Origin of the sequence: Spiractinospora alimapuensis, from assembly GCF_018437505.1 — a bacterium.
Lineage (GTDB): Bacteria > Actinomycetota > Actinomycetes > Streptosporangiales > Streptosporangiaceae > Spiractinospora > Spiractinospora alimapuensis.
On record NZ_CP072467.1, the window covers coordinates 3,757,524 to 3,779,913 of the forward strand.

General features: G+C 68.7%; 23 protein-coding genes. 10 read left to right on the forward strand and 13 right to left on the reverse strand.

From position 1 onward, the window contains the following. Positions 1-174: 174 nt before the first annotated feature. Positions 175-609 (reverse strand): MarR family winged helix-turn-helix transcriptional regulator, encoded by a 435-nt coding sequence (locus J4H86_RS17460; RefSeq protein ID WP_236538847.1) that lies wholly within the window; start codon positions 607-609, stop codon positions 175-177. 116 nt (positions 610-725) lie between these two features. On the opposite strand from J4H86_RS17460, the gene J4H86_RS17465 reads away from it, so the two are divergent. Together J4H86_RS17465 and J4H86_RS17470 are read left to right on the forward strand one after the other, a co-directional pair. Further along, positions 726-1,007 carry a DUF2530 domain-containing protein gene (locus J4H86_RS17465; RefSeq protein ID WP_236538848.1) on the forward strand — a complete coding sequence of 94 codons (282 nt, stop codon included), beginning with the start codon at positions 726-728 and terminating at the stop codon, positions 1,005-1,007. A 47-nt stretch (positions 1,008-1,054) separates the two neighbouring features. After that, positions 1,055-2,551: a DUF7059 domain-containing protein gene (locus J4H86_RS17470; RefSeq protein ID WP_394356392.1), complete on the forward strand. Its 1,497-nt coding sequence runs from the start codon at positions 1,055-1,057 to the stop codon at positions 2,549-2,551. A 110-nt stretch (positions 2,552-2,661) separates the two neighbouring features. On the opposite strand, the gene J4H86_RS17475 is transcribed toward J4H86_RS17470, so the two are convergent. Beyond that, on the reverse strand, positions 2,662-3,330 hold the full coding sequence (locus J4H86_RS17475) for a DUF3027 domain-containing protein (protein ID WP_236538849.1): 669 nt from the start codon (positions 3,328-3,330) through the stop codon (positions 2,662-2,664). Between J4H86_RS17475 and J4H86_RS17480 the strand changes: the two genes are divergently transcribed. Further along, positions 3,322-3,462 (forward strand): hypothetical protein, encoded by a 141-nt coding sequence (locus J4H86_RS17480; protein ID WP_236538851.1) that lies wholly within the window; start codon positions 3,322-3,324, stop codon positions 3,460-3,462. The genes J4H86_RS17475 and J4H86_RS17480 overlap by 9 nt on opposite strands. A 58-nt stretch (positions 3,463-3,520) precedes the next feature. Here J4H86_RS17480 and J4H86_RS17485 read toward each other — a convergent pair whose 3' ends face one another. Next, complete coding sequence (locus tag J4H86_RS17485; RefSeq protein ID WP_236538853.1) at positions 3,521-3,904, reverse strand: cold-shock protein; 384 nt, start codon at positions 3,902-3,904, stop codon at positions 3,521-3,523. Between the two features lie 568 nt (positions 3,905-4,472). Next, entirely contained in the window at positions 4,473-5,360 is an 888-nt protein-coding gene (locus J4H86_RS17490; protein ID WP_236538854.1) for an HAAS signaling domain-containing protein, read from the reverse strand. Positions 5,361-5,431: 71 nt separating this feature from the next. Between J4H86_RS17490 and J4H86_RS17495 the strand changes: the two genes are divergently transcribed. Further along, entirely contained in the window at positions 5,432-5,764 is a 333-nt protein-coding gene (locus J4H86_RS17495) for a CD225/dispanin family protein (protein WP_236538855.1), read from the forward strand. Positions 5,765-5,882: 118 nt separating this feature from the next. Then, positions 5,883-6,308: a hypothetical protein gene (locus tag J4H86_RS17500; protein WP_236538856.1), complete on the forward strand. Its 426-nt coding sequence runs from the start codon at positions 5,883-5,885 to the stop codon at positions 6,306-6,308. 95 nt (positions 6,309-6,403) lie between these two features. Here the strand turns inward: J4H86_RS17500 and J4H86_RS17505 are convergent, their stop codons facing one another. From J4H86_RS17505 to J4H86_RS17515, 3 genes are all read right to left on the reverse strand, one after another. Then, positions 6,404-8,335, reverse strand: a complete 1,932-nt coding sequence (locus J4H86_RS17505) for an acyl-CoA dehydrogenase family protein (protein ID WP_236538857.1) — start codon at positions 8,333-8,335, stop codon at positions 6,404-6,406. Positions 8,336-8,458: 123 nt separating this feature from the next. Then, positions 8,459-9,874: a sensor histidine kinase gene (locus tag J4H86_RS17510; protein ID WP_236538858.1), complete on the reverse strand. Its 1,416-nt coding sequence runs from the start codon at positions 9,872-9,874 to the stop codon at positions 8,459-8,461. Beyond that, positions 9,874-10,599: a response regulator transcription factor gene (locus tag J4H86_RS17515; RefSeq protein ID WP_236538859.1), complete on the reverse strand. Its 726-nt coding sequence runs from the start codon at positions 10,597-10,599 to the stop codon at positions 9,874-9,876. The genes J4H86_RS17510 and J4H86_RS17515 overlap by 1 nt, the downstream gene beginning before the upstream one ends. 659 nt (positions 10,600-11,258) lie before the next feature. Between J4H86_RS17515 and J4H86_RS17520 the strand changes: the two genes are divergently transcribed. Then, positions 11,259-12,047: an exodeoxyribonuclease III gene (locus J4H86_RS17520; RefSeq protein WP_236538860.1), complete on the forward strand. Its 789-nt coding sequence runs from the start codon at positions 11,259-11,261 to the stop codon at positions 12,045-12,047. On the opposite strand, the gene J4H86_RS17525 is transcribed toward J4H86_RS17520, so the two are convergent. From J4H86_RS17525 to plsX, 3 genes are all read right to left on the reverse strand, one after another. After that, on the reverse strand, positions 12,012-12,677 hold the full coding sequence (locus J4H86_RS17525) for a YceI family protein (protein WP_236538861.1): 666 nt from the start codon (positions 12,675-12,677) through the stop codon (positions 12,012-12,014). The genes J4H86_RS17520 and J4H86_RS17525 overlap by 36 nt on opposite strands. Positions 12,678-13,094: 417 nt before the next feature. Continuing rightward, the gene (gene argS / locus J4H86_RS17530; RefSeq protein WP_236538862.1) at positions 13,095-14,828 is read right to left on the reverse strand and encodes an arginine--tRNA ligase; all 1,734 of its coding nucleotides are present in this window, start codon (positions 14,826-14,828) and stop codon (positions 13,095-13,097) included. Positions 14,829-15,407: 579 nt separating this feature from the next. Beyond that, entirely contained in the window at positions 15,408-16,514 is a 1,107-nt protein-coding gene (gene plsX, locus J4H86_RS17535) for a phosphate acyltransferase PlsX (RefSeq protein ID WP_269134479.1), read from the reverse strand. Between the two features lie 350 nt (positions 16,515-16,864). Here plsX and J4H86_RS17540 point away from each other — a divergent pair, with 350 nt between their 5' ends. Then, on the forward strand, positions 16,865-18,196 hold the full coding sequence (locus tag J4H86_RS17540; protein WP_236544077.1) for a KamA family radical SAM protein: 1,332 nt from the start codon (positions 16,865-16,867) through the stop codon (positions 18,194-18,196). A gap of 43 nt (positions 18,197-18,239) precedes the next feature. Next, complete coding sequence (locus tag J4H86_RS17545) at positions 18,240-19,289, forward strand: ROK family glucokinase (RefSeq protein WP_236538864.1); 1,050 nt, start codon at positions 18,240-18,242, stop codon at positions 19,287-19,289. Positions 19,290-19,327: 38 nt separating this feature from the next. On the opposite strand, the gene J4H86_RS17550 is transcribed toward J4H86_RS17545, so the two are convergent. Both J4H86_RS17550 and J4H86_RS17555 read right to left on the reverse strand, forming a co-directional pair. Next, positions 19,328-19,513: a DUF397 domain-containing protein gene (locus J4H86_RS17550; protein ID WP_236538866.1), complete on the reverse strand. Its 186-nt coding sequence runs from the start codon at positions 19,511-19,513 to the stop codon at positions 19,328-19,330. Continuing rightward, complete coding sequence (locus J4H86_RS17555) at positions 19,503-20,330, reverse strand: helix-turn-helix domain-containing protein (protein ID WP_236538868.1); 828 nt, start codon at positions 20,328-20,330, stop codon at positions 19,503-19,505. The genes J4H86_RS17550 and J4H86_RS17555 overlap by 11 nt, the downstream gene beginning before the upstream one ends. A 151-nt stretch (positions 20,331-20,481) precedes the next feature. Here J4H86_RS17555 and J4H86_RS17560 point away from each other — a divergent pair, with 151 nt between their 5' ends. Next, the gene (locus tag J4H86_RS17560) at positions 20,482-20,811 is read left to right on the forward strand and encodes a hypothetical protein (RefSeq protein ID WP_236538870.1); all 330 of its coding nucleotides are present in this window, start codon (positions 20,482-20,484) and stop codon (positions 20,809-20,811) included. Positions 20,812-20,940: 129 nt separating this feature from the next. Here J4H86_RS17560 and J4H86_RS17565 read toward each other — a convergent pair whose 3' ends face one another. Continuing rightward, positions 20,941-21,477, reverse strand: a complete 537-nt coding sequence (locus tag J4H86_RS17565) for an NUDIX hydrolase family protein (RefSeq protein WP_236538871.1) — start codon at positions 21,475-21,477, stop codon at positions 20,941-20,943. 137 nt (positions 21,478-21,614) lie between these two features. Here J4H86_RS17565 and J4H86_RS17570 point away from each other — a divergent pair, with 137 nt between their 5' ends. Then, positions 21,615-22,388, forward strand: coding sequence for an SDR family NAD(P)-dependent oxidoreductase (locus tag J4H86_RS17570; RefSeq protein ID WP_236538872.1), 774 nt, complete (start codon positions 21,615-21,617; stop codon positions 22,386-22,388). Positions 22,389-22,390 lie beyond the last annotated feature (2 nt).

Consider the following 22,390-nt stretch of genomic DNA (forward strand, 5'->3'; position numbering starts at 1 on the left):
CGGCGTCGCCGGCGGCGGGGTTGGTCCGGCCGCTCGGAGCCTCGCTTTCGGGGGCGGCCTCGGGAGGTTCGGTCCGAGGAAGCGCGTCCCGGGGGGCGGTGGCATCCGTCGGGGAGGACGGATCGGGGTCAGTCACCTCGGGGGCGGCCGGCACGGTGACGCCGGCCATCGTCGTCACGACTGGCTGAGCCGGTCCAGGATCTGGGCGGCGCGGCGTAGCGTCTCCTTCTCCTCGGGGGTCAGCTCCTGGAGCCTGCGCGCCAGCCACGCCTCGCGTCGGCGCCGATCGTGCCGCACGAGCTCCGTGCCCGCGTCCGTGAGCTCCACCAACTGCTGGCGACCGTCGTTCGGATGCGGCGTTCTGCGGATCAGGTCCTTCGACTCCAACGCCGCGATGATCCGGGTCATGGAGGGAGGCTGGACCTTTTCCAGCGTCGCGAGCTGGCCCGGCGTCAGGGGGCCGTGCCGGTCGAGGGTGAACAGGGTGGCGCCCTGTCCCAGGGACAGCGATGTGTCCGTCCGCTGCTGTCTGAGTCGACGCGCGAGTCGGCTCACCGCGATTCGGAGTACCGCGGCGAGGCCGGCGTCGGATTTGGTCTGCTGGTACATCGGACTCGTTAGCATAGCTCATTACTCTTGCTAACGATTTTGGCTGGCGGAGTATTTCCCCCGAACGGCATACGCGAGATTCCAGCAGGCCACGCCGAATCGGCTAGCCTGAAACCGTGGCGCGACCCCGTAAACCAGACCCTGAGGTGTTGGAGGGCGACTACCGCATCCCCGCGGTGGTCGGCTCCTTGGGCTGGGCTGTCGCGCTCGTGCTGCTCGTCGTGTTCCGCGACTCGATCGCGCCGGAGGACCGGTGGTGGATCTGGGTGTGCGCTGTGGGGCTGCTCCTGGGGCTCGTCGCCTTCCTCTACATCCCGCACCTGCACCGCAGACGTGCCGCCGCGGCCGAGCGACAGGCGGAAGAGCGGGACCCGGACACTGCCGAATCCGGCCAGTGACCCGCCCGGGCGCGCGCCCGGTCCACCCACGCCCCCATAATGGCTGCGTGTCACACCAATTCCCGGCCGTCCCACGCGGCACCGCCGAACGCGTGCGTGACGCGCTCATCGAGTCCGACTACACCGTGTCCGGGGTGCGGGACCGTCTGGGCGACACCGCCGCCCGCGCGCTCGCCCGTGAGGAGCTCGTCCCCGCCCTGCGCGCCACCGGCGGCGAGGAACGCCTGGGCCTGCTGCTGCGGCTCTGGTGGCTGAACGAGCCGGTCCCCGTCCGGCGGCTGCGCTCCATACTGCCGGTGGAGGCACTGGTCAGTGCGGGACTCCTCATGGAGGCGGAGTCCGACAACGGTGAGTCCGTCCGGTCACTGGTGCGGATCACCCCCCAGCAGTTGACGGAACGGCCCGGCTACGTCGTCTCCGACCCCGCGGTGCGGCCCGGAGACGGTGTTCTTCGCCCCGACCACGTGGTGGGTGCGGGGAACGCGTCGGCCACGCTGGAGTCGCTCGTCGTGACCAGCCCCGTGGAGCGTGCCCTCGACCTCGGCACCGGCTGCGGCATCCAGTCGCTCCACCTCGCCGGACGTGCGGGTGAGGTGTACGCGACCGACGTGAACCGGCGAGCGCTGTGGCTCGCGGAATGGAGCTTCGCGCTGTGCGCGGTGAAGAACGTGGAGACCCGGGAGGGATCGCTCTACGAACCGGTGCGCGACGAACGCTTCGACCTGATCGTCTCGAACCCGCCCTTCGTCATCACCCCTGACACCGCGCGGTACACCTACCGTGAGTCCGACCTGCCCGGCGACGCCGTCTGCGGCGAGATCGTGCGTCAGGCCCCCACGCATCTCAAGGACGGCGGCTGGTGCCAGCTTCTCGGCAACTGGCTCCACATCGACGGTGAGGACTGGCGCGACCGGGTCGGCGGCTGGGTCGCCGGGACGGGGTGCTCCGGATGGGTCGTGCAGCGGGGGGTCCAGGACCCGGCGGAGTACGTCGAGCTGTGGCTCCGTGATTCCTGCGAGTTGGGAACCCCGGAGTACACTCGCCGTTACGACGCCTGGCTGGACTACTTCGAACGTGAGGGTGTGCAGGGCATCGGCTTCGGTTGGATCTCCCTACGCAAGGACTCCGCCGCGGACGCCACCGTTCGTGTCGAGGAGCTGTCGCACGAGATCGAGACCCCCATCGGCCCCTACCTGCCGGCGGTCGTCGACGGGGCCATGACCGCGCACCGGCTCACCGACGAGGCCCTGCTCGCGGCACGTCTCGCCCTCGCCCCGGGGGTCATGGAGGAGCGGGTCACCGTGCCGGGATCGCCCGACCCCGAACGCATCCTGCTGCGACAGAACTCACAACTCCGCCGCGCCGCCCAGGTGGGCACCGTCGAGGCGGCACTCGCGAGTGTCTCCGACGGAACCATGCCCGTCGGTCCCCTCCTGGACGCCATCGCGGAACTCTCCGACAACGATCCCGCCGACGTCCGCCGCCGCACCCCCGCCACCCTCCGGGGGCTCATCGCCGAAGGCTTCTTCCGCGTCACCCGGTGAGGCCGAGGCCGCCCACGCCCCACCATCCCCCCATCGGGGTTTCCGCGCATCCATCAGGTGGGGGTGCACCCCACCCCGCCAGAGTGGGGTCCAGTCCACCCGGGTGACGGTCAGGAATCGCCGCTGGTGGAGGAGACGAGTTCCAGGCCCCCGGTGTCGTCGAAGGTCACGGCGTCGTAGCCGAGTTCGTCGACGATGGGGGAGGCCGGCTCATCCGGTGGGGTGGGAGCGGCGGCTTCGGAGTGGGCGCCGCAGCCGTGGTCGAGGGTGACGACCTTGCCGTCGTCCGGTGCGTACTCGTTGGTGCAGGCGCCGAAGAGCTGGCGGAACTCGCCGGAGAGTGGCCAGAAGAACGCGCACGACGAGCATCTGGCGGGTGCGGCGTTGGCGAGCGGGCTGTGTGGACCCGCCTCGCTCTCGTACCACCGGTCGGCGGTCACCTCGCGCCCGTGCTCCGACAGCACACGCTTACGGCCAAGACCGATCTCCCACACGAGCTGGTCGTCCAGCTCGGTGGTCTGGTCGTCGGCGACGTCGGTGTAGGCCGGCATCAGGCGTTCGTCGTCGGCTCCGGCGGGAAGCAGGTCGCCGACGCCGACGTCCCCGGGACGCAGTCGCTCTTTCCAGGGCAACCAGTCTGGGGCCAAGCGGGCGCCGGGGCCGGGGAGCAGGGCGACCTCGTTGACCGTCACCTGTTTGGCGCGCGCCGCCCGAACCACGGTGACGGCGAACCGCCACCCTGGGTACGCGGGGTCCAGGCAGGTGAACAAATGGGTCACCAAACGGTCACCCTCAACTTCGGCACCGACGTGCTCACCGACCCACTCGGGTCGGCCGATGTCCAGTGCCGCAGCACGGGCGAGATCGACCGCCTCAACACAGGCGGGATCGGCTGCTGGTCTGCGACGTGAAGGACTCACATACCTATTCTCAGCGATACCGAGGACTGCGTTGAACACGTGAAACGCGTCACGCCTCCACGTCTTCGGCGACGGCCCGCAGAACAGCGGCGATCTTCTGTGCCTCACGGCGGTCCGGATGCTTACCCCGACGGTAGGTGCCGGAGATCCCGTCGAGAAGCTTGATCAGGTCCTCGACCAGGACCACCATCTCGTCCGGTTTCTTGCGCATCGCCTTGGCGACCGACTTCGGTGCGTCGAGCAGCTTCACCTGGAGCGCCTGGGCACCCTTACGGCCTTCCACCACACCGAACTCCACGCGTTGGCCGGAACGTAGCCCCGCGGTGTCGGGAGGAAGGGCCGAGGAATGCACGAACACCTCACCGCCGTCGTCGTTGGTGAGGAAGCCGAATCCCTTGTCGCTGTCGTACCACTTGACCTTGCCGGTGGGCACGTGAGACCCCATCGTCGTTCGAGTCGGACCTGTGGCGGAGCCCGGTGCCCCCGAGGATGGGGGTCGCCTGGCGCCGCCACTCCCATCTTCCCATGGGAACAACTCGAGGCTAGCCCCATCGGCGGTGCGTCTACCACCCTGTAATTCCCCGCTCACCGAGGTCTCCGGCACCGCCGACGCCGGGAACAGTCGCCACTCCGGAGACGTCACTCCGGTCCCATTTTCGGATGGGTTCGATGGCGGGACCGATCGGGGTCGCAACTCGTGCCGGTGGGTGACATGGGGACCACGAATCGTCCTGGACGGGGAGAGTCGGGAGGGAACCGACGGAGCGGGAGAACGACGGCGAAGGCCCGAAGCGCGCCCTCCGGGCCTTCCCCTTGACCGCCCCCGGTTGCGGAAAGCACGGACGGGTGCGTCGGTGGCGGTCGGCGTAGCTCTCGCCCCGCCACGCCCTTGTGACGGCCACGAGAAGCTCTTCCACCCCACGAGGCGGAGCACGCTGGGCGGATACCTCTCCCAGGTTTATGCCCGGACTCGCGGTGATTGGGGGACCAACGAGCGGGGGTTAAGCGGATTTGTCCGCGAATTTACCTGTCGCTGACCTGAACGGCGTGTCACCCGTGACGGGGAAGTGGCCGGCGTCGACCCGGATGTCGGTGACGATCCGCGCCATCCGAACGAACAGGTAGAACGCGCAGACGAACGCACCGGCGCGTAGGCCCCAGACTCCGGTCGCGAGGAACGACTCCTGGATGATCGTGTCCAGGTACGGGGCTTCGCCGGGCCACAGTGCCATACCCACGACCGTCGTCGCGAGCGGCACGCCGAGTGCCACCCACCGGTCCATCCGCTTCCAGAACCCCCCGAAGGCCACCTGGGCCGCGGCGAGCGGCCAGAAGACCGTCAACGGAAAGATGATCGCCGAGATCAGGTAGAAGAAGGCCGCGGCGGCCGACGTCGGGGACTTCCGTACGCCGTGCGCACAGCGGACGAAGACGACCCCGGGCGACATGCGCCCGAGAATGCCCTCCCGCGGTTCGAACCCTTCCGGCGGGCTCTGGCGCTTGGGGCTCTTGACGGGCCGCTGGTGGAGCCGAGTGCGGCGCGGTCCTCCTCGCCAGGGTGGAGGCGCCCGCCTCAGGTTCACCGGCCGGGACAGTACCCCGAGTGGGCGACGGCCGTTCGCCGGAGGCGGGGGTCGGGTCTCCGTGGCCTCGACGGGCTCGGCGAGACCGAGATCCCGCGCCACGAGCTGCTCCGCCGATCCGAACTCGTCCAAGACCCGCCGCATCTCGTCGGCCGAGGCGACGCCGAGCTCCGCACGCCGCTTCTCGATCCGCTCACGCACCTCCTGGATGTACCGGGTGCGCCGTTGCGGGGGCATGTGCTGTTGGGTCTCGGCGGTCACCGAGGCCAGATACTCGTACAGCAGTTGATCGACACCCTGCTTCATAGTGCCAATACTGCCGGAAGATCACGTCGTCACAGTAGGTTGGAATTCCCCTAGTACGACAAGGACGTCCGATGCCGGTCGAATCCGCACGGAGTGACCCCCCAGAGCGTCGTGGCGGCGCTCCGAACGGCGAGGGCACGAGTTCGTTCATGGTGCTGATCCTGCACCTGCTCACCTTTGTGTGCTGCGCGAACTGGATCTTCGGACCGTTGGGCATCGTCTTCGCCGTACGTTCGGCGATGAACCGCGAGCAGGGACGCCTGGCGCGGGCGGAACTCCTCGCGCGCTACTCCTGGTACTGCCTGGGCGCGGGGCTGGTGATGCTCGTCGTGATGGTTGTGTTGGTTGGTGCGCTCGCCTACTTCGGGCTGCCCGTCATCGGCCAGTCCGTTATCCCGTACTGAGCGACCGAAGTGCCGAACTACACGGATTCGTGCCGTCTCCGTGTCCGAGCGTGGCGGTACGCTCGAGACCCGACACGTCGTTCGGTAATGCCCGCCGCGACATGAGACGAGCATTCCCATGAGCAATCAGTACCCAGATCCCAACGGATACTGGCAGAACAACCCCGGGTGGCAGGCCGCCCCACCCGACGGCCCCGGCGGCAGCTACTACGACTCCGCCGGCTACCCCGGTGGGGGCGGCTACGCCGGGGACGCTGGTTTCGGTGGTGGCTACGGTGGCCAGTGGGGCACCCCTCCGTCCTATCCAGAGCCTCCGGACCGCACGAGCACGATCTGGGCGCTGATCATCGGTATCGGCAGCTTCATGTGCTGTGCGACCAACCTCGTCGCCGTGGTCTTCGCCGCGATCGCCCTGTCGAAGGACAACGAACCGAACGAGATGGCGCGGTTCACGCGCTACGCGTGGATCTCCAACGGCATCCACCTGGGGCTGGTGGCTCTCTTCGTCCTCTTCATGGTCGTGATGATCATCATCGACCCCTAGCCCGCCCCCGGCCGTCACATCGGCCGGGGCTCGTCACCTCCACGGGTGGGAGCTCCGGTGCGGGGGCCACCGTGCGGAGCGCGGTTCGTGACGAGCTAGTCGATCCTGCGGTGGACGTCGGCGGATGCCGTGGGGCCGGGGTCGGCGGGGGCGATGGCCGGGCCGGGGACACTGGGGTCCACCGTTCCGTCCTCCAGCCAGTCATAGTGGTCGTCCATGGCGCGGTGTGACAGTTTGCGGTCGGTCTCGTCGCTGTTCGTCCACAGGGCTGTGAACAACGTGTCGACGCGGGCGCGGGCCTGGTGGGCGAACGCGTCGGCGAGTTCGTAGGCGCTTCGCGCCCGGCTGGGGTCGGCTGTCCCGTCCCTCAGCGCACGGGAGCACACGGCGCTGATCGCGAACAGTTCGGCGCCGATGTCCACCACTCGGCCGAGGAAGGCCTGCCGGTGCTCGAGGGCGCCCTGCCAGCGGGTCATCGCGTAGAACGTCGACCGGGCGAGGCGCCGGGCGGAACGTTCCACGAATCGCAGGTGGCCGGCCAGCGGGCCGAACTCCGTGAACCCGGTGGGGAGCTGCCCCTGGCCGACGGCGAGGGTGGGCAGCCACCGCGCGTAGAACTTCCCCGCCTCGGCGACCGCTCGGGCCTTCGCGGAGCGGTCGGTGTCCGGGGAGATGATGTCGCCGGCGACGGAAAGGTGGGCGTCGACCGCTTCCCGGGCGACGAGCAGGTGCATGATCTCGGTGGAACCCTCGAAGATCCGGTTGATCCGCAGGTCCCGGAGGAGCTGCTCGGCCGGCACGCCGCGCTCTCCGCGTGCCACGAGGGAGTCGGCGGTCTCGTAGCCTCGACCGCCACGCAGTTGGACCAGTTCGTCGGCGACCTCGTACGCCAACTCCGAGGCGTACAGCTTCGCGATCGCGGCCTCGATCCGGATGTCGTGATGCCCGTCGTCCGCCATCTGTCCAGCGAGGTCGAGCATCGCCTCCAGGGCGTAGGTGCTCGCCGTGATGAAGGCGATCTTCTTCGCGCCCTCCTCGTGCTCCCCGATGGGGCGTCCCCACTGGACGCGTTCCCGCCCCCACTCCTTGGCGTACTTCGTGCACAGCTTGGCCGCGCCGACGCACATTGCAGGCAGGGACAGCCGCCCCGTGTTGAGTGTCGCCAGCGCGATCTTCAGACCGCGGCCTTCGCGCCCGATGAGGTTCTCCGCGGGAACCCGGACGTTGTGGAACCGCGTGACCCCGTTCTCCAGGCCCCGCAACCCCATGAAGCGGTTGCGGTTCTCCACCGTGATGCCGGCGGATTCGGCCTCGACGACGAACGCGGAGATACCGCCTGGATGTCCGGGGCTCTCCGGGACCCGCGCCATCACCACCAGCAGATCGGCCACCACACCGTTCGTCGTCCAGAGCTTCACACCGTCCAGCACGTAGGCCGCGCCGTCCTCGGTGGGAACAGCGGTGGTGCCGAGCCGCGCGGGGTCGCTGCCGACGTCGGGTTCGGTCAGGAGGAACGCGCTGATGTCGGATGAGGCGCAACGGGGAAGGTAGCGGCTCTTCTGCTCCGGGGTCCCGAACATCATCAACGGTTGGGGAACGCCGATGGACTGGTGTGCTGACACCAGGGCGGACAGGGCCGGTGAGGCCGAACCGAGGAGGACGAGTGCCTTGTTGTAGTAGACCTGTCCGAGCCCCAAACCTCCGTACTCCACCGGGATCTTCATCCCGAGTGCCCCGAGTTCCTTGAGTTCCCGGAGGGTGGCGTCGGGGACGCGTTCGTCGTGCTCGATCCGCTGGGCGTCCACGTCGCGGCAGAACCTGCGGAGCCGGTCGAGGAAGGCGTCCCCGCGGTCGCGCGCGTCCGGGGACGGGACGGGGTAGGGGTGGATCAGGTCCATACGGAGGCGGCCCAGGTACAGCTCCTTGCCGAAGCTCGGCTGACGCCATTCCGTCTCCCGTGCGGACTCGGCGACCCGCCGGGCCTCCCGCTCGTCCACTCCGCTCGTGGCGCCGTGCATGGCGGTCATGGTCACCTCGCAGATATGTGGCGTTGACCACAACCTACCCAGCCGCGGTCCGGATAGGCGGGCGCCGAGCACCGGCGTGCTGTGCCCAGCGGGGCGGGAGTCCTGGTCGTGGCGTCGTCCCAGTCACCGTTTACTGGGAACGACGCTCGCGGGGAAGGAGACCTGGACCGTCGTGCCACCGTTGGGCGCGGAGTCGATCAGGACTTCTCCACCGTGGGCGACGGCGATGGCGTGGACGATGGCGAGCCCCAGGCCGCTGCCTCCGCCAGGGGCGCGTTGGCCTCTGTAGAAGCGATCGAAGGCCCGGTGCTGGTCGTCGAGGCTCATCCCAGGGCCGTCGTCCTCGACCTCCAGCCGAACCACACCCGCTTCCTCGTCCTCCTCCAGACGGATGGTGGCCGGCGTGCCGGCGGGAGTGTGTTCCCGCACGTTGGCGAGCAGGTTCGCGAGAACCTGGCGGAACCGTGCCTCATCGATCCACCAACTGAGCCGATCTGGTGTGGCGACCGTGAACGGTCGGTCCGGCTCGACCGCCTCGGCGTCGGCGGCCATCTCCCGGGTGATGTCGGCGAGGTCGCGGATGGACAGCGTGAGGACCTCTCCCCGGTCCAGTCGCGCGAGTTCGAGTAGCTCCGCCACGAGCTGGCTCATCCGCTCGGCCTCGTCGTGGATGCGTCCCATCGCGCCGGGGAGCTCACGGTCGGGAATCGCGCCCTGTCCGTAGAGCTCCGCGTAGCCCCGGATCGTGGTGAGAGGTGTGCGTAGCTCGTGCGAGGCGTCGGCGGCGAAGGTTCGGATCCTCTCCTCCGACTCGCGCTGCCGCTGGAACGCCTCCTCGATCCGTCCCAGCATGGTGTTGATGGCGAGCCCCAGCCGACCGACCTCGGTGCGTGAGTTGGTCTGGGGCATCCGGGCGCCCAGGTCGGGGCCACTGCTGATCTCACTGGCTCGCGTGGCCATCCGGTCCAGGGGGGCGAGGCCGCGCACCATGAGCCAGCGGCCGCCCAACGCGAGCCCGAGGACGAGGACCCCAGCCGTGATGAGCTGACTGCTGACCAGCCGCATCGGATATATCTCGCGCTCGTCGGTCGGGACGCCGCTCACCATGATCCAGTCGGGACTGAGTCGCACAGTGGCCCGTTGGGAGGGAACCGTGTCCGTGACGCCCTCCAGGTCGAAGATCTCCTGGGTGATCCCGAAGGAGCGCAGCGTCTCAACCGCGATGTCGTCGATACGCTCAAGCACGACGTCCTCGCGCGGCGTGTCCCCCCAGTAGTGCAGAACCTCGCCGTCCTCCGGGTCGAGGACCACAACGAAGTACCGAGACGGGCTGGGCGCCTCTTGCCCCGCCGGCGGCGTCCCCACCTCCATCCGCGTCTGGGCCCGCTCGGCCGTGAACTCGACCTCGCTGTCCAGCCGATCGGTGATGAAGCCTCGGAGCGTGAGGAAACTGACGACCCCACTGACCAGTAGCCCGAGTCCCGTGATGACGAGCAGTCCGATCAGGAGTCGGGTGGCGAGGGACCCGCCGGGGAACATCAGCGTTCGTCGTCCTTCGCCCGCAGCGCGTACCCCACACCACGTTGGGTGTGGATCAGCGGCGGGCCCAGGGGGTCCAGCTTGCGGCGCAGGTAACTGATGTAGGTCTCCACGATCTGGGACTGTCCCGCGTAGTCCCACCCCCAGACGTTCTCCAGGAGCTGGGCCCGGGTGAGGACGCGGCCGGCGTTGCTCATCAGGTAGGACAGCAGCCGGAACTCTGTGGGGGATAACTCGATCGGCGTGCCACCGCGGCGGACCGTCCACGTGCTCTCGTTGAGCTCCAGGTCGCTCACCCGCAGCGGGCGGTCCACCGGACCCTCCTTGGGATCCCCGTCGCCGCGCTGCGAGCGCCGCAGCAGCGCCCGGATCCGCGCGATCAGGGCCTCCACCGAGAACGGCTTGGTCACGTAGTCGTCGCCGCCCAGGGACAACCCCGTCACCGTGTCGGAGGGGGTGTCGCGCGCGGTCAGGTAGATGACCGGCACGTTGTTCTGGGCGTCACGGAGCTGACGGCAGACGTCGAAGCCGTTCACGTCGGGTAGCAGCACGTCCAGGACGATGAGGTCGGGGCGTTCGGTCCGAGCCAGCGCGAGCCCCTCGTTACCGGTCCGAGCGGTCACCACGGTGAAGCCGTGGAATCGCAGGGCGGCCTGCACGAGGTCACGGATGTTGGGCTCGTCGTCGACGACGAGAATGTGCGGCTGCGTCGCGGGGTCGGGCATAGGAACTCACTCAACTACGTCGTGGGGGTGGACGACCCTGACCGTTCCATCATGCCCTGACTGCCGAAGTGCGGCACAGTCAGTCGGGCGAAAGGCGACAAGCGGGAGCCGCTCCGCGCACGTGGAGGAGATCCGGTGACCCCCGGAACAACGCCACGGGGGCCCGAATCGAAGAACGCGCGCCCGGACGGACCGGACAAGAACATCCGGGCGCGGTATCTGAGACGCTCAGCTCCACACCGGCGACCCGAGACCACCAACCCGGGGGGTGTCTCCGACCCCCGACTTCGCACCATCGGTTCCGCCAAAGCTGACCATCGCCATGAAAACCGCACAGCCTGGGACACAGCATGGTACCCGCTGGGAATTCACTGGGTGAGTCCGAAGAACAGCGGGGAGTGTGTCACATGCGACGGTCGTGCCCCCGGAGGCCGATGAATTCGATCCGTCGCCATGTTGGCGCCAAGTCGCGTGAACCAGATGGCGTGCCCAGCCATCTAAGAAGGTAGGCGGCGACGAAGGGGCTGTGACTGACTCCCTCACGAAGCCGCGTTGGGTCCTTGGCGCAGAGGACGGCTGCGCCAAGGACCATCGTTCGTTCTCACCCGGTCGGCCGGTCTGACCACACGATCGTCACCACGGGGGGTTAGCCTGGCCCTGTGCGATTGGCGACGTGGAATGTCAACAGTGTCCGAGCTCGGTCCGAGCGGATATCCGCCTGGTTGGAACGCAGCGATGTCGACGTTGTGGCCATGCAGGAGACCAAGTGTCGAGATGACCAATTCCCCATGTCGGTCTTCACGGACCTGGGCTACGAGGTCGCGCATCACGGCCTGTCGCAGTGGAACGGCGTCGCGGTAGCGTCCAGGGTCGGCCTGGAACAGGTGGAGATCGGGTTTCCGGACCAGCCGGGGTGGGGGGATCCGCCCGAGTCGGAGGCCCGCGCCATCGGCGCGACCTGCGGCGGGGTGCGGGTGTGGAGCCTGTACATCCCGAACGGCCGCGAGATCGACGACCCGCACTACCAGTACAAGCTGCGGTGGCTCGAGGCCCTGCGGACCGCCGGGACGTCCTGGATCGCCGCCGACGACGCGCCACCGGTCGCGCTGTGCGGCGACTTCAACATCGCGCCGCAAGACGACGACGTGTGGGACATGGCCGCCTTCGAGGGCAAGACCCACGTCACCGAGCCGGAGCGCGCGGCCTTCAACGCACTCGAGGGAGCGGGGTTCACCGACGTCGTGCGGCCCCACACCCCCGGTCCGGGTGTGTACACCTACTGGGACTACAAGCAACTGTCCTTCCCCAAACGCATGGGGATGCGGATCGACTTCGTCCTCGGCTCGCCCGCCTTCGCCGCCATGGTGACGGAGGCGCGGATCGACCGGGAGGAACGCAAGGGCAAGGGCGCCTCAGACCACGCCCCGGTCCTCGTCGACCTGGAGTGACGGCTCCCAGCCCTCAAGAGCGCCGATCTCCCGGAGGAACTCCGCGGGGTCGGCGTCCTGCAGGCGGACCTCGAGCACGATGTCGATCTCGTCGCCCACCATGCGCACGCCCAGCGGCCCTGGGCCGCCGTCCCCGACACCGAAGTCCGACAGGCGGATCCGCGTCGTCGCCGTGAGGAAGTGTCCGAAGATCGTGTCGGGATGGATGTAGTCCGGTGACTCGCCCACCCAGGCTCCCGAGAGTGCGACCTCGCGGGTGACGCCGTGCAGGGACAGGTCCCCGCGTAGGACGAAGGACTCCGTTCCCCGCCGGCCCGGCTCGATCGCGGTGCTGACGAAACGCAGCTCCGGGTGTGTCTCGACGTCGAGGAAGTCGGCCGAGCGCAGATGGTCGTCCCGCGGACCGACCCCTGTGTTGACGCTGGCGGCCCGCAGCACCACCTCGACCGACGACTCCGCCAGCTCCGAGCCGACCACGACCACGCCACGCGCCTGCCCGATGGTTCCCTGTACGCGCCCGTAGCGCAGGTACTTCGCGACGAAGATGATGCTGGAGTGCAGTGGGTCCAAGTGCCAGACCCCCGGCGTGAGGGGCGGTTGGTCACCGTCGCCCGGAACGTTCGAGGTCATGCGGCTCCTCCGGTCGCCTCAGCTCAGCTTCCTGCCATTCCTCCATCCGAGTATTACCCCGACAGTTCGCCTAAAAGAGCTGGTCGGGAAGGTATTGCGACGAATGCCGCCCTTCGTCGCGCGAGCGCGGTCACGCACAGTGACTGGATCGTTGGTCGCGAAGGCCGACCCGCGCGGGGCTGGAAGTTCGCGTACCAGACATGTCGCGTGCACGGTGCGTAGTCGCACCACGGAAGGATTGTGAGGATCGCCGCATCCGCCGGCGGGCTGTGGAAAACCGACGAAGTGCGAGCGCACGGCGGCGCGAAGGAACGAACCGGGGAGCGCGGAGCCGGGGAACCAGGGGGTGGGGAACCTGGTGGGGCGGTGACTCCGTGGGGGTGCCCGGACACGGTCCCAGGCACCCCCACGCGGGCGTCACATCTGTTCGGGGGTGTTCACACCGAGCAGGTCGAGGCCCCGGACGAGGACGTCCAGCGTCGCGGCGGACAGGGCGAGACGAGAGGCGCGGACCGTGTCGTCGCCGGCCTTCAGCACCGGGCACTCCTCGAAGAACGTCGAGAACGCCGTCGCCAGGTCGAAGAGGTAGGCGCACAGCCGGTGGGGTTCCAGTGTGTCGCCCACCTGACGTACCGTCGGGCCGAACTCCAGGAGTTTGAGGGCCAGGGCCCGCTCCGCCGGCTCGGTGATGGTGACCGGTCCGGTCGCGTCCTCCGGCTTCAGCTCTCCCTTGCGGAAGATGGACCGGACCCGGACCGCCGCGTACTGCAGGTAGGGGCCGGTGTTGCCGGTGAGCGCGAGCATCCGGTCGAAGTCGAAGACGTATTCGGAGTCGTGCGAGACGGAGAGGTCCGCGTACTTGACCGCGCCGACCCCGACGTCCGCCGCGATCCGGTCCCGCGTCTCCGCGTCGAGGTGGGGCCGGGTCGTGGCCACGACACCGGCCGCCCGCTGGACCGCCTCGTCGAGCAGGGCCGTCAGGCGCAGCGGCTGCCCGCGGCGCGTACGCATGATCTTCCCGTCGTCGCCGAGAACGTTGCCGATCTGCACGTGGATCGGGGTGACGTCCGGCGGCAACCATCCGGCGGCGCGGGCGGTGTCGAACACCATGCGCAGGTGCAGCGACTGCGGGGCTCCGATCACGTAGACCACGCGGTCGGCCTTCAGGTTCTCCACGCGGTACTTGATCGTGGCGAGGTCGGTCGTGGCGTAGCCGTACCCGCCGTCGCTCTTGCGGATGATGAGCGGAACCGGCTTGCCCTCACGACCGGTGTAGCCGTCGAGGAAGACACACAGCGCGCCCTCGCTGACCATGGCGATACCGCGGTCCTCGAGCTCGTCACAGATCGGGCCGAGCATGTCGTTGTACTTGCTCTCGCCGGCCAGGTCGTCGTCGGTGAGCGTCACCCCGAGCTTCGCGTACACCGTGTTGAAGTACACCTTGGAACGGTCGACGAGTTCGCGCCAGATGCGCAGCGTCTCCTCGTCGCCTCCCTGGAGCAGCACGACCCGCTGGCGCGCACGGGCCGCGAAGTCCTCCCGCGAGTCGAACTCCGCCCGTGCCGCCTGGTAGAAGGCGTTGGGGTCGGTGGTGAGGAACTCCGCCTCCGCCGAGTCCGCACCCACCTGTAGGAGATACTCGATCAGCATCCCGAAGGGCGTCCCCCAGTCACCGATGTGGTTCTGGCGGATCACCCGGTGCCCAAGGAACTCCAGAGTGCGGGCCAGCGCGTCGCCGACCACGGTCGTGCGCAGGTGCGCGACGTGCATCTCCTTGGCGACGTTCGGCGCGGAGTAGTCGATCGGGATGACCTGCGGCGACTGTGTGGCCACGCCACTGCGCGGGTCGGACCGTACGGCACTGGCCCGCTCGGCGATCCACGCGTCGGAGAGTGTGAGGTTCAGGAACCCGGGCCCACTGATCTCCACCTCGCCGCACACGTCGGCCACGTCCAGGTGCTCCACGATCGCCGCCGCGATGTCGCGCGGCTTTCGGCCCAGTCGCTTCGCGAGCGGAAGCGCCACGTTCGCCTGGTAGTCCGCGAACTGTGACGGACGAATGACGGGGTCCTCGTCCGCGAACTCCGGGCCGAACGCGGCACTGAGGGCGGACTGGACACGCTGTGTGAGCACGGACTGCGGATCGGCCATGGCAGAGAGCCTATCGATCTCGAGAGGTGTCCGGATCAGCCCGGACGGCACCCCCGCCGACCCACGCCCCACCCGCTCCGCCCACTGTCCCCGCCACCCAACCGGAGGGGCGGCGCACCCGATGTCCACGGCATGCGAAGCGTGACGAACATCCAAGGACGTCACTCGGGTCAGCCCTCGAACGACGCGTCCCGACGAGCGTCCGACGTTCCGTCACCGTGGCCTGCCCCCCACTTCGAGGTCATCGCCGTCCACCGCGCTCCCTCGCCCGGCGGGGCCCGCGAAGTTCGCGCCCAAGAGCACCAGGCTGGCGGCCGGGCCCTGCCACCGGCATTGGCCACGTGGCGCGAGTCCGCGCGGGACATCCGAGTTGGTCGGCCGCTGCCGCGCGATGCCCCCTCGGCCCAGGTGGGAGGAACTCCGTACGCCACACCTCCGCCGGTGAGACGGGGATCGGGGGCCGCGCTCGAGGGGAGAGGCTTCGTGGTGTCGAGTATCGCTCTGTGGCGGTCCGCGGGCCGCGGGCCGAGGACTGCGTCACCTCCGGGGGCGTGGGTGCCTCGGCGGTGTCACCATTGGCTACTGCTGTCCTCGAGGTGGGCGCAGCGCGGAGCGTCCGGTGGGGACGTTGCGGCGGACGGTGTCGGCGATCTGGCCGCGGACGAGGGTGGCGGCGCGGGAGCAGGCGCGTTCGATGTCTTCGGCATGGCTGGCGCCGTGGGCGACGATGACGGTGCCGTTCAGGCCGAGGAGGACGCCGCCGGCGGCGTTGTCTCCGGTCAGGCGGTCTCGGACTTCCCGTAGCGCGCCGCGGGAGAGCCAACCGCCGATGCGGTTGCGCAAGCCGTTCGTGGAGGCGTCCCGGAGCTGGCCGAAGAGGAAGGCGACCGTTCCCTCCACCGACTTCAGGGCGACGTTCCCGGTGAAGCCGTCCGTGACGGCGACATCCACCGCTCCGGTGAACAGGTCGTGGCCTTCGATGTTGCCGCGATACTCGAAGGTCGGAGTCTCGGAGGCCAGGGCGGCGAGGAGTTCCGCGGCCTTGCGGGTGAGTTTGTTGCCCTTGCCCGGCTCGGCCCCGATGGTGAGCAGGCCCACCCGGACGGGGTCGACGCCGTGCGCCGTCGCGGCGTACGCGGCGCCCAGCCCGGCGTACTGGGCGAGCATCTCCGGTTTGGCGTCCGCGTTCGCCCCGGCGTCGAGGAGCACGGTGGGGTGCGGGCGGGTGGGCAGGTCCACCGCGAGGGCGGGGCGGAGCACACCGGGCAGGGTGCGAAGGCGCACCGTCGAGGTCGCCACGACGCCGCCGGTGGAGCCGGCCGACACCAGGGCCTCCGCCGCGCCCGTGCGGATCAGGCGGCAGGCGACCGCGACGCTGGACCGGGGACGGCGCCAGCTCGCGAGCGCGCCCTCGGCCATCGCCAGTGCGTCCTCCGCGTGCACCACCGGGATGTCCCGCTCCGCGCCCGCCTCGCGGAGCAGCGGCGTCACCTCCGCGCGGCGCCCCACGAGAACGACACGGATCCCCCGCCGGCGCACCGCGTCCACGGCGCCCCGGACGATCTCTCCGGGGGCGTGGTCGCCGCCCATCGCGTCCACGGCGATGACAGGGGACGTCGCCCACGCGTCCGTCGCGTCAGCCCCGCCCGCGCGTCGTGCGCCGTGTCCGGACTCCGCGTGCCTCATCCCTGTCCTTACCGACGTCGCTTGGTTACTCGACGTGAACAACCCTACGTGTCGGACATGTCCACGCGAGGGACGGTGGACCACTCCGTGTGGGAGGTGTCATTCATGCCACTTGTCCCGGTTAGGGGAGCTACGGGTACAAAGTGATCAGGGTGGGTATCGCTGTCCTACGGCGATTTCGCGCCGTCGCGTCGCTGGCTTCGCCGGCGACAACAGAAGGTTGAGAGTCGGACGGACGACCCCACGGGGCCCGTCCGTCAGACACATTCGTCGCGCAAGGGCCCGTACCGGCGTGCGCGACAATCGAAAGGAGACGTGTGAGCCTGACACAGGATGCGGCCGTGCCGCCGATGCCTCCGGCGGGACGTCGTTTTCGGGCCTACACCGCGAAGCACCTGGACGAACTGACCCAGCGTGCCGGTCTGGCGGCCGACGAACGCCTCGCGGTCCGTGCCGTGGCATCAGTGCTGCCGTTTCGGGTCAACGCCTATGTGATCGACGAGTTGATCGACTGGTCCTCGGCTCCCGACGATCCCATCTATCGCCTGACCTTCCCCCAGCCGGACATGCTGCCCGCCACCGACGTCGCACGGATGGCGGACCTGCTCACCAAAGAAGTACCGAAGAAGGAGCTCGACGCCGCCGCGAACGAGATTCGTGCCCGGCTCAACCCCCACCCCGCCGGCCAGATGGACCTCAACGTCCCCAAGGACGGCGAGGAACCCCTGCCGGGGGCACAGCACAAGTACCAAGAGACCGTCCTCTTCTTCCCGAAACAGGGCCAGACCTGCCACGCGTACTGCACCTACTGCTTCCGCTGGGCGCAGTTCGTGGGTGAGCCCGACCTCAAGTTCGCCAGCGACCACGTGGACCAGCTCGTGGACTACCTGGGGCGGCATCCAGAGGTCACCAGTGTGCTGATCACCGGCGGCGACCCGATGATCATGGGCGAGGGGGTGCTCTCCCGCTACGTCGAGCCGCTGTTGGAGATCGACACCCTGGAGTCGATTCGTATCGGTACCAAGGCGCTGTCGTACTGGCCGCAACGTTTCGTCACCGACCCGGACGCCGACGAGACCATGCGCCTGTTCGAGCGGGTGGTCGACTCCGGCAAGAACCTGGCGCTGATGGCGCACTTCTCGCACCCGAACGAGATGGTTCCGGACTTGGCCCGGCAGGCCGTCTCCCGGGTACGGGACACCGGCGCGGTCATCCGCACCCAGGCGCCCCTGATCCGCACGATCAACGATGACCCGGCGGTGTGGGAGAGCATGTGGCGTACGCACGTGCGCAGTGGCATGGTCCCCTACTACATGTTCGTGGAGCGCGACACTGGGCCGCAGGACTACTTCGCGGTTCCGCTGGCCGAGGCCTACCGGATCTTCCGTGAGGCCTACTCCCGGGTCTCCGGTCTGGCGCGAACCGTGCGCGGACCGTCCATGTCGGCGACACCCGGCAAGGTGTGCGTGGACGGCGTGACCGAGGTCGCCGGGGAACGCGTCTTCGTGCTGCGCTTCATCCAAGCCCGCGACCCGGAGCTGGTCGGTCGACCGTTCTTCGCCAAGTACGACGAGACGGCGGCGTGGCTGTTCGACCTGGAGCCGGCCCTCGGAGCCACCCACTTCCCTCATGAGGCGCCGCCCGCCCCGAGTGTCGAGGCCGCGGGAAACCCCGGGCTGTGAGTTCAATCGTCGGGTGAGCCGAGACGCGGAACGGACGAGGCGCATGCCCTGGGGACGGACGCACCGGCGCGGGCTGGTGGTCGGGGTCGACATCGGCGGCACGAAGCTCGCCGCCGGTGTCGTCACCCCCGGTGGCCACATCCTGGCCCGTCGCTACGCCCGCACCCCTGGCCAGGAGAGTCCCGAGGTGGTCGAGAAGACCATCACCGAGGTCGTGACCGAACTCGGCGCGCGGCACCGGATCCGCGCCGTGGGTGTGGCCGCGGCCGGCTTCGTCGACCGGGACAGGTCCACGGTCCTCTTCGCCCCTCACCTCTCCTGGCGGGACGAGCCGCTGCGGGACGCGCTCAGGGCTCGGCTCGGCGTTCCCGTCGTGGTGGAGAACGACGCCAACGCGGCGGCGTGGGCGGAGGTGCGGGTCGGCACCGGGGTGGGGGAGAGCAGCACGGTTCTGGTCAACCTGGGAACCGGCATCGGCGGGTCAGTGGTCCAGGACGGACGCCTCTACCGTGGACGGCACGGCACGGCCGGCGAGTTCGGCCACATGACCATCGTTCCCGACGGCCACCGGTGCGAATGCGGCAACCGGGGGTGCTGGGAGCAGTACGCGAGCGGCAACGCGCTCGTCCGTGAGGCACGGGACCTGGTGCGCTCACGCTCCCCGATGGCGCACGCCCTCGCCGCGGCGGTCGACGGCGACGTCGACGCCGTCACCGGGCCCCTCGTCACCTCACTCGCCCGGGGTGGTGACCGGGCCAGTGTGGAGCTGCTGGAGTCCACGGGCGAGTGGCTCGGCCTCGGCCTGGCGAACCTCGCCGACGCCTTCGACCCGGGGCTGTTCGTGATCGGGGGCGGGGTCTCGGAGGCCGACGGTCTGCTGTTGGATCCGGCGCGTCGCGCGTTCCGCCGCAATCTGGCGGGGCGCGGCTACCGTCCCGAGGCGGGGATCGTTCCGGCGGGCCTGGGCAACGACGCCGGCATGATCGGCGTCGCCGATCTCGCCCGTGCGACGGTCACCAAGTGGGACCGCCGCACGGGCACCGGATGGCACCCCGGGAAGAGTCGGCGCCATCAGGCGAGGCGCCGTCGGTGAGGGATCGCGCGGCCGGTCACGTCCCTACCGACGGGTTCCTACAGTTCGCCGGTGCGTACTCCGGCGAGGAACGCGCCGAACTCGGCGTGGGGGAAGGCCAGGTGACCCAGCGGACGGTTCTGGGTGTCGCGGATCAGGACCGAACTGTCATAGGTTTCGGCCACCTCGACGCAGTCGCCGCCCTGCTGGTTGCTGTAGCTCGACTTGTGCCAGTCAACGCGCATATATCTCGTCTCTCCTCTGTCGCAGTAGTTCGACCGTTTGTTCGGGTGAGAGCGCGACCCCTTGTAGCGTGCTGAACAATAGAGTTATGGGGCCGACGAGTTCTGGTTCGGCAACCATCTCTCCCTGCGCGACCGTCTCGACATACACCGCATCCGGTTTGTCATTGAATGACAGGATCTTGAATGGTCCGCTCAGGCCCGGATGGTGCCGGGTGCTGAACGGGACCACCTGAAAACGGATGCGTCGCTGTTCGATCAGGTCGAGCAGTAACCCAATCTGTTCATACACGGTTTCCGGTGGGCCCACCGGCCTTTTGATCACAACCTCGTCAACAATGAGCCAAACAATCGGACTTCCGGTGGAGTTGAGAAGACTCCTTCGCCTGGTTCGCGCGCTGATCAGCTTCGTTAGCTCCTCCTCCCCGAGGAGTGGATTCCCCGCTCGCAGGATGGTTCCCGCGTAGTTCTCGGTTTGGACCAGCCCGGGGACGAGGAGTGGATTATATTCCCGGACCATGGTCGCAACCGGTTCGGCTTTTACTAATTCACGTAGTGCCTCCGGAGGAGCGCCGCCGTGTAACTGGGGCCATATTTCGACCAACACGCCCTCGCCGCCAAGAACACGATCGGCCGCCTGTGCGAATGCGCGACTGGGGTATCGTTCTCCTCGTTCCACGGCACCGACTTGCTGGGGGGACACGTGGACGGAGTACGCGAGGGTCCGTTGGGACATTTCGGCGAGATTGCGCAGGCGCGTGAGCTCCGCGCCGAATCGCCACAAGGCCGGATTCTTCTCGGCTGGTCGCTTGTGCCCCATGACCACAGAGAACCACAGTTCTCCACTACCCGCCACCGGTTCGCCAAAAATACTCGGTGTTGCTCTATACCTGGTGTATCTATGGAAAATGTGCGGCGTAGCACGGGATAGTCGTCGCATGGGGATGGAAGATATAGAGCCTCCCGAACCCGTGAGCGAGAGGGAACATCGCCAACGGTGTCTCGCCCTGCGAACCCTGTCGTCGGCCCTGGCCGGTCACCGTGTCCGCAGCCGACTCTACGGACAGGTGGAGCTGGGTGTGCGCCGACGCGTGACCATCGACTTCCGACGTCGGTACGACCCACTGCTCAGCGTGCTCACCCGGGAGAGCGACTCCGAGATTCAGGTCCGCGTGCACGAGGACACATTCACCTGGAGCCGCGCGGACGGCGCACCGCGTGCCGTTCCCGTGGCGGACACGGAGCGCGCCGCCGAGGAGATCATCGTCTGCCTCGGCGGACACACCCGCTCCGGCCGATAACGTCCCAGTCCGTGGCACGCTCCGCCCCCCACGCGGCACGGGGTCGAGGAGCGTCGAAGCAAACCACCGCCAACGACCAGTGCCCGTGCGTCGACGATCTCGTCGCGGGCACCCACATGGCCAGGGCCCCTAGGGCACGTGTCCCATCCAGGCGAGGGCCTGGCGGACCAGCACTCCCTGACCGTCGGCCATCTCGTCCTGCACCGCCGGACCGGCGGCCTCCTCCGGCGTGAACCAGACCAGGTCCAGGGCGTCCTGTCGTGGCTGGCAGTCGCCGGTGACCGGAACGACGAAGGCGAGCGCGACCGCGTGCTGTCGTGCGTCGTGGAACGGCGTCACGCCCGGGGTCGGGAAGTACTCGGCCACGGTGAACGGCTGAGGCGAGGGCGGGATACTTGGCAGGGCCACCGGGCCCAGATCCTTCTCCAGGTGGCGACGCAGCGCGTCGCGGACCCGTTCGTGGTACAGAACTCGCCCCGACACCACGGTTCGCGTGAACGTCTGGTCCGGAGCGATCCGCATGAGTAGTCCGACGCTGGTGACGCCGCCGGATTCGTCCACACGCACGGGGATCGCGTTGACGTAGAGGATTGGCATCCGACCACGGAGTGAGTCGAGCTCCGTGGCGGTGAACCAACCGGGCATGGTGTCCGTCGTGTCCGTCATCCTCGCCTTTCTATCGCGGTTGGGCCTCATGGTGCGAGAGTGGCGCAGGAGGCTCCCGCCGGCCCACCTCGATTCTGCCCACTCGCGGATTGTCAGACCCTCGCCAAGGCCGCTACTCGCGGGTAAAGTCTCGCGGCATGGAGCTGAACGGAGTGGCCGCACTCGTCACCGGTGGCGCGAGTGGCCTGGGGGCAGGCACCGCTCGGGAGCTGGCGGCGGCGGGTGCCCAGGTCGTCATCGCGGACCTCAACATGGACGCCGGCCAAGCGCTGGCCAACGAGATCGGCGGCGTGTTCGTCGCCACCGACGTATCCGACGAGAACCAGGTGCGGGCGGCCGTGGCCGCGGCGGTCGCCACCGGCCGTCCGCTGCGGGTGGCGGTCGCGTGTGCCGGAATCGCGTGGGCGGCCCGCACGGTGGACCGCTCGGGAGCGCCGCACGACCTGGACAGCTACCAGAAGGTCATCCAGGTCAACCTGATCGGAACGTTCAACCTGCTACGGCTGGCCGCCGCCGCGATGGCGGAGACCGACCCGGTGGGGGAGGACGGCGAACGCGGCGTCATCGTCACCACCGCGTCGGCGGCCGGGATCGAGGGCCAGATCGGGCAGATCGCCTACTCCGCGTCGAAGGGTGGCGTGATCGGGATGACGCTCCCGGCGGCACGCGACCTCGCCGCGATCGGTGTTCGGGTCAACACCATCGCCCCCGGAATCCTGGAGACGCCGATCTACGGTGAGGGTGAGGGTGCCGAGGAGTTCAAGCGACGTCTCGTCGCGCCGGTGCCCTTCCCCAAGCGACTGGGAACGGCGGGGGAGTTCGCGAAGCTGGCACGGGCCCTGATGGAGAATAGCTACATCAACGCCGACGTCGTTCGTATCGATGGCGGCTTGCGGCTACCGCCGAAATAAGA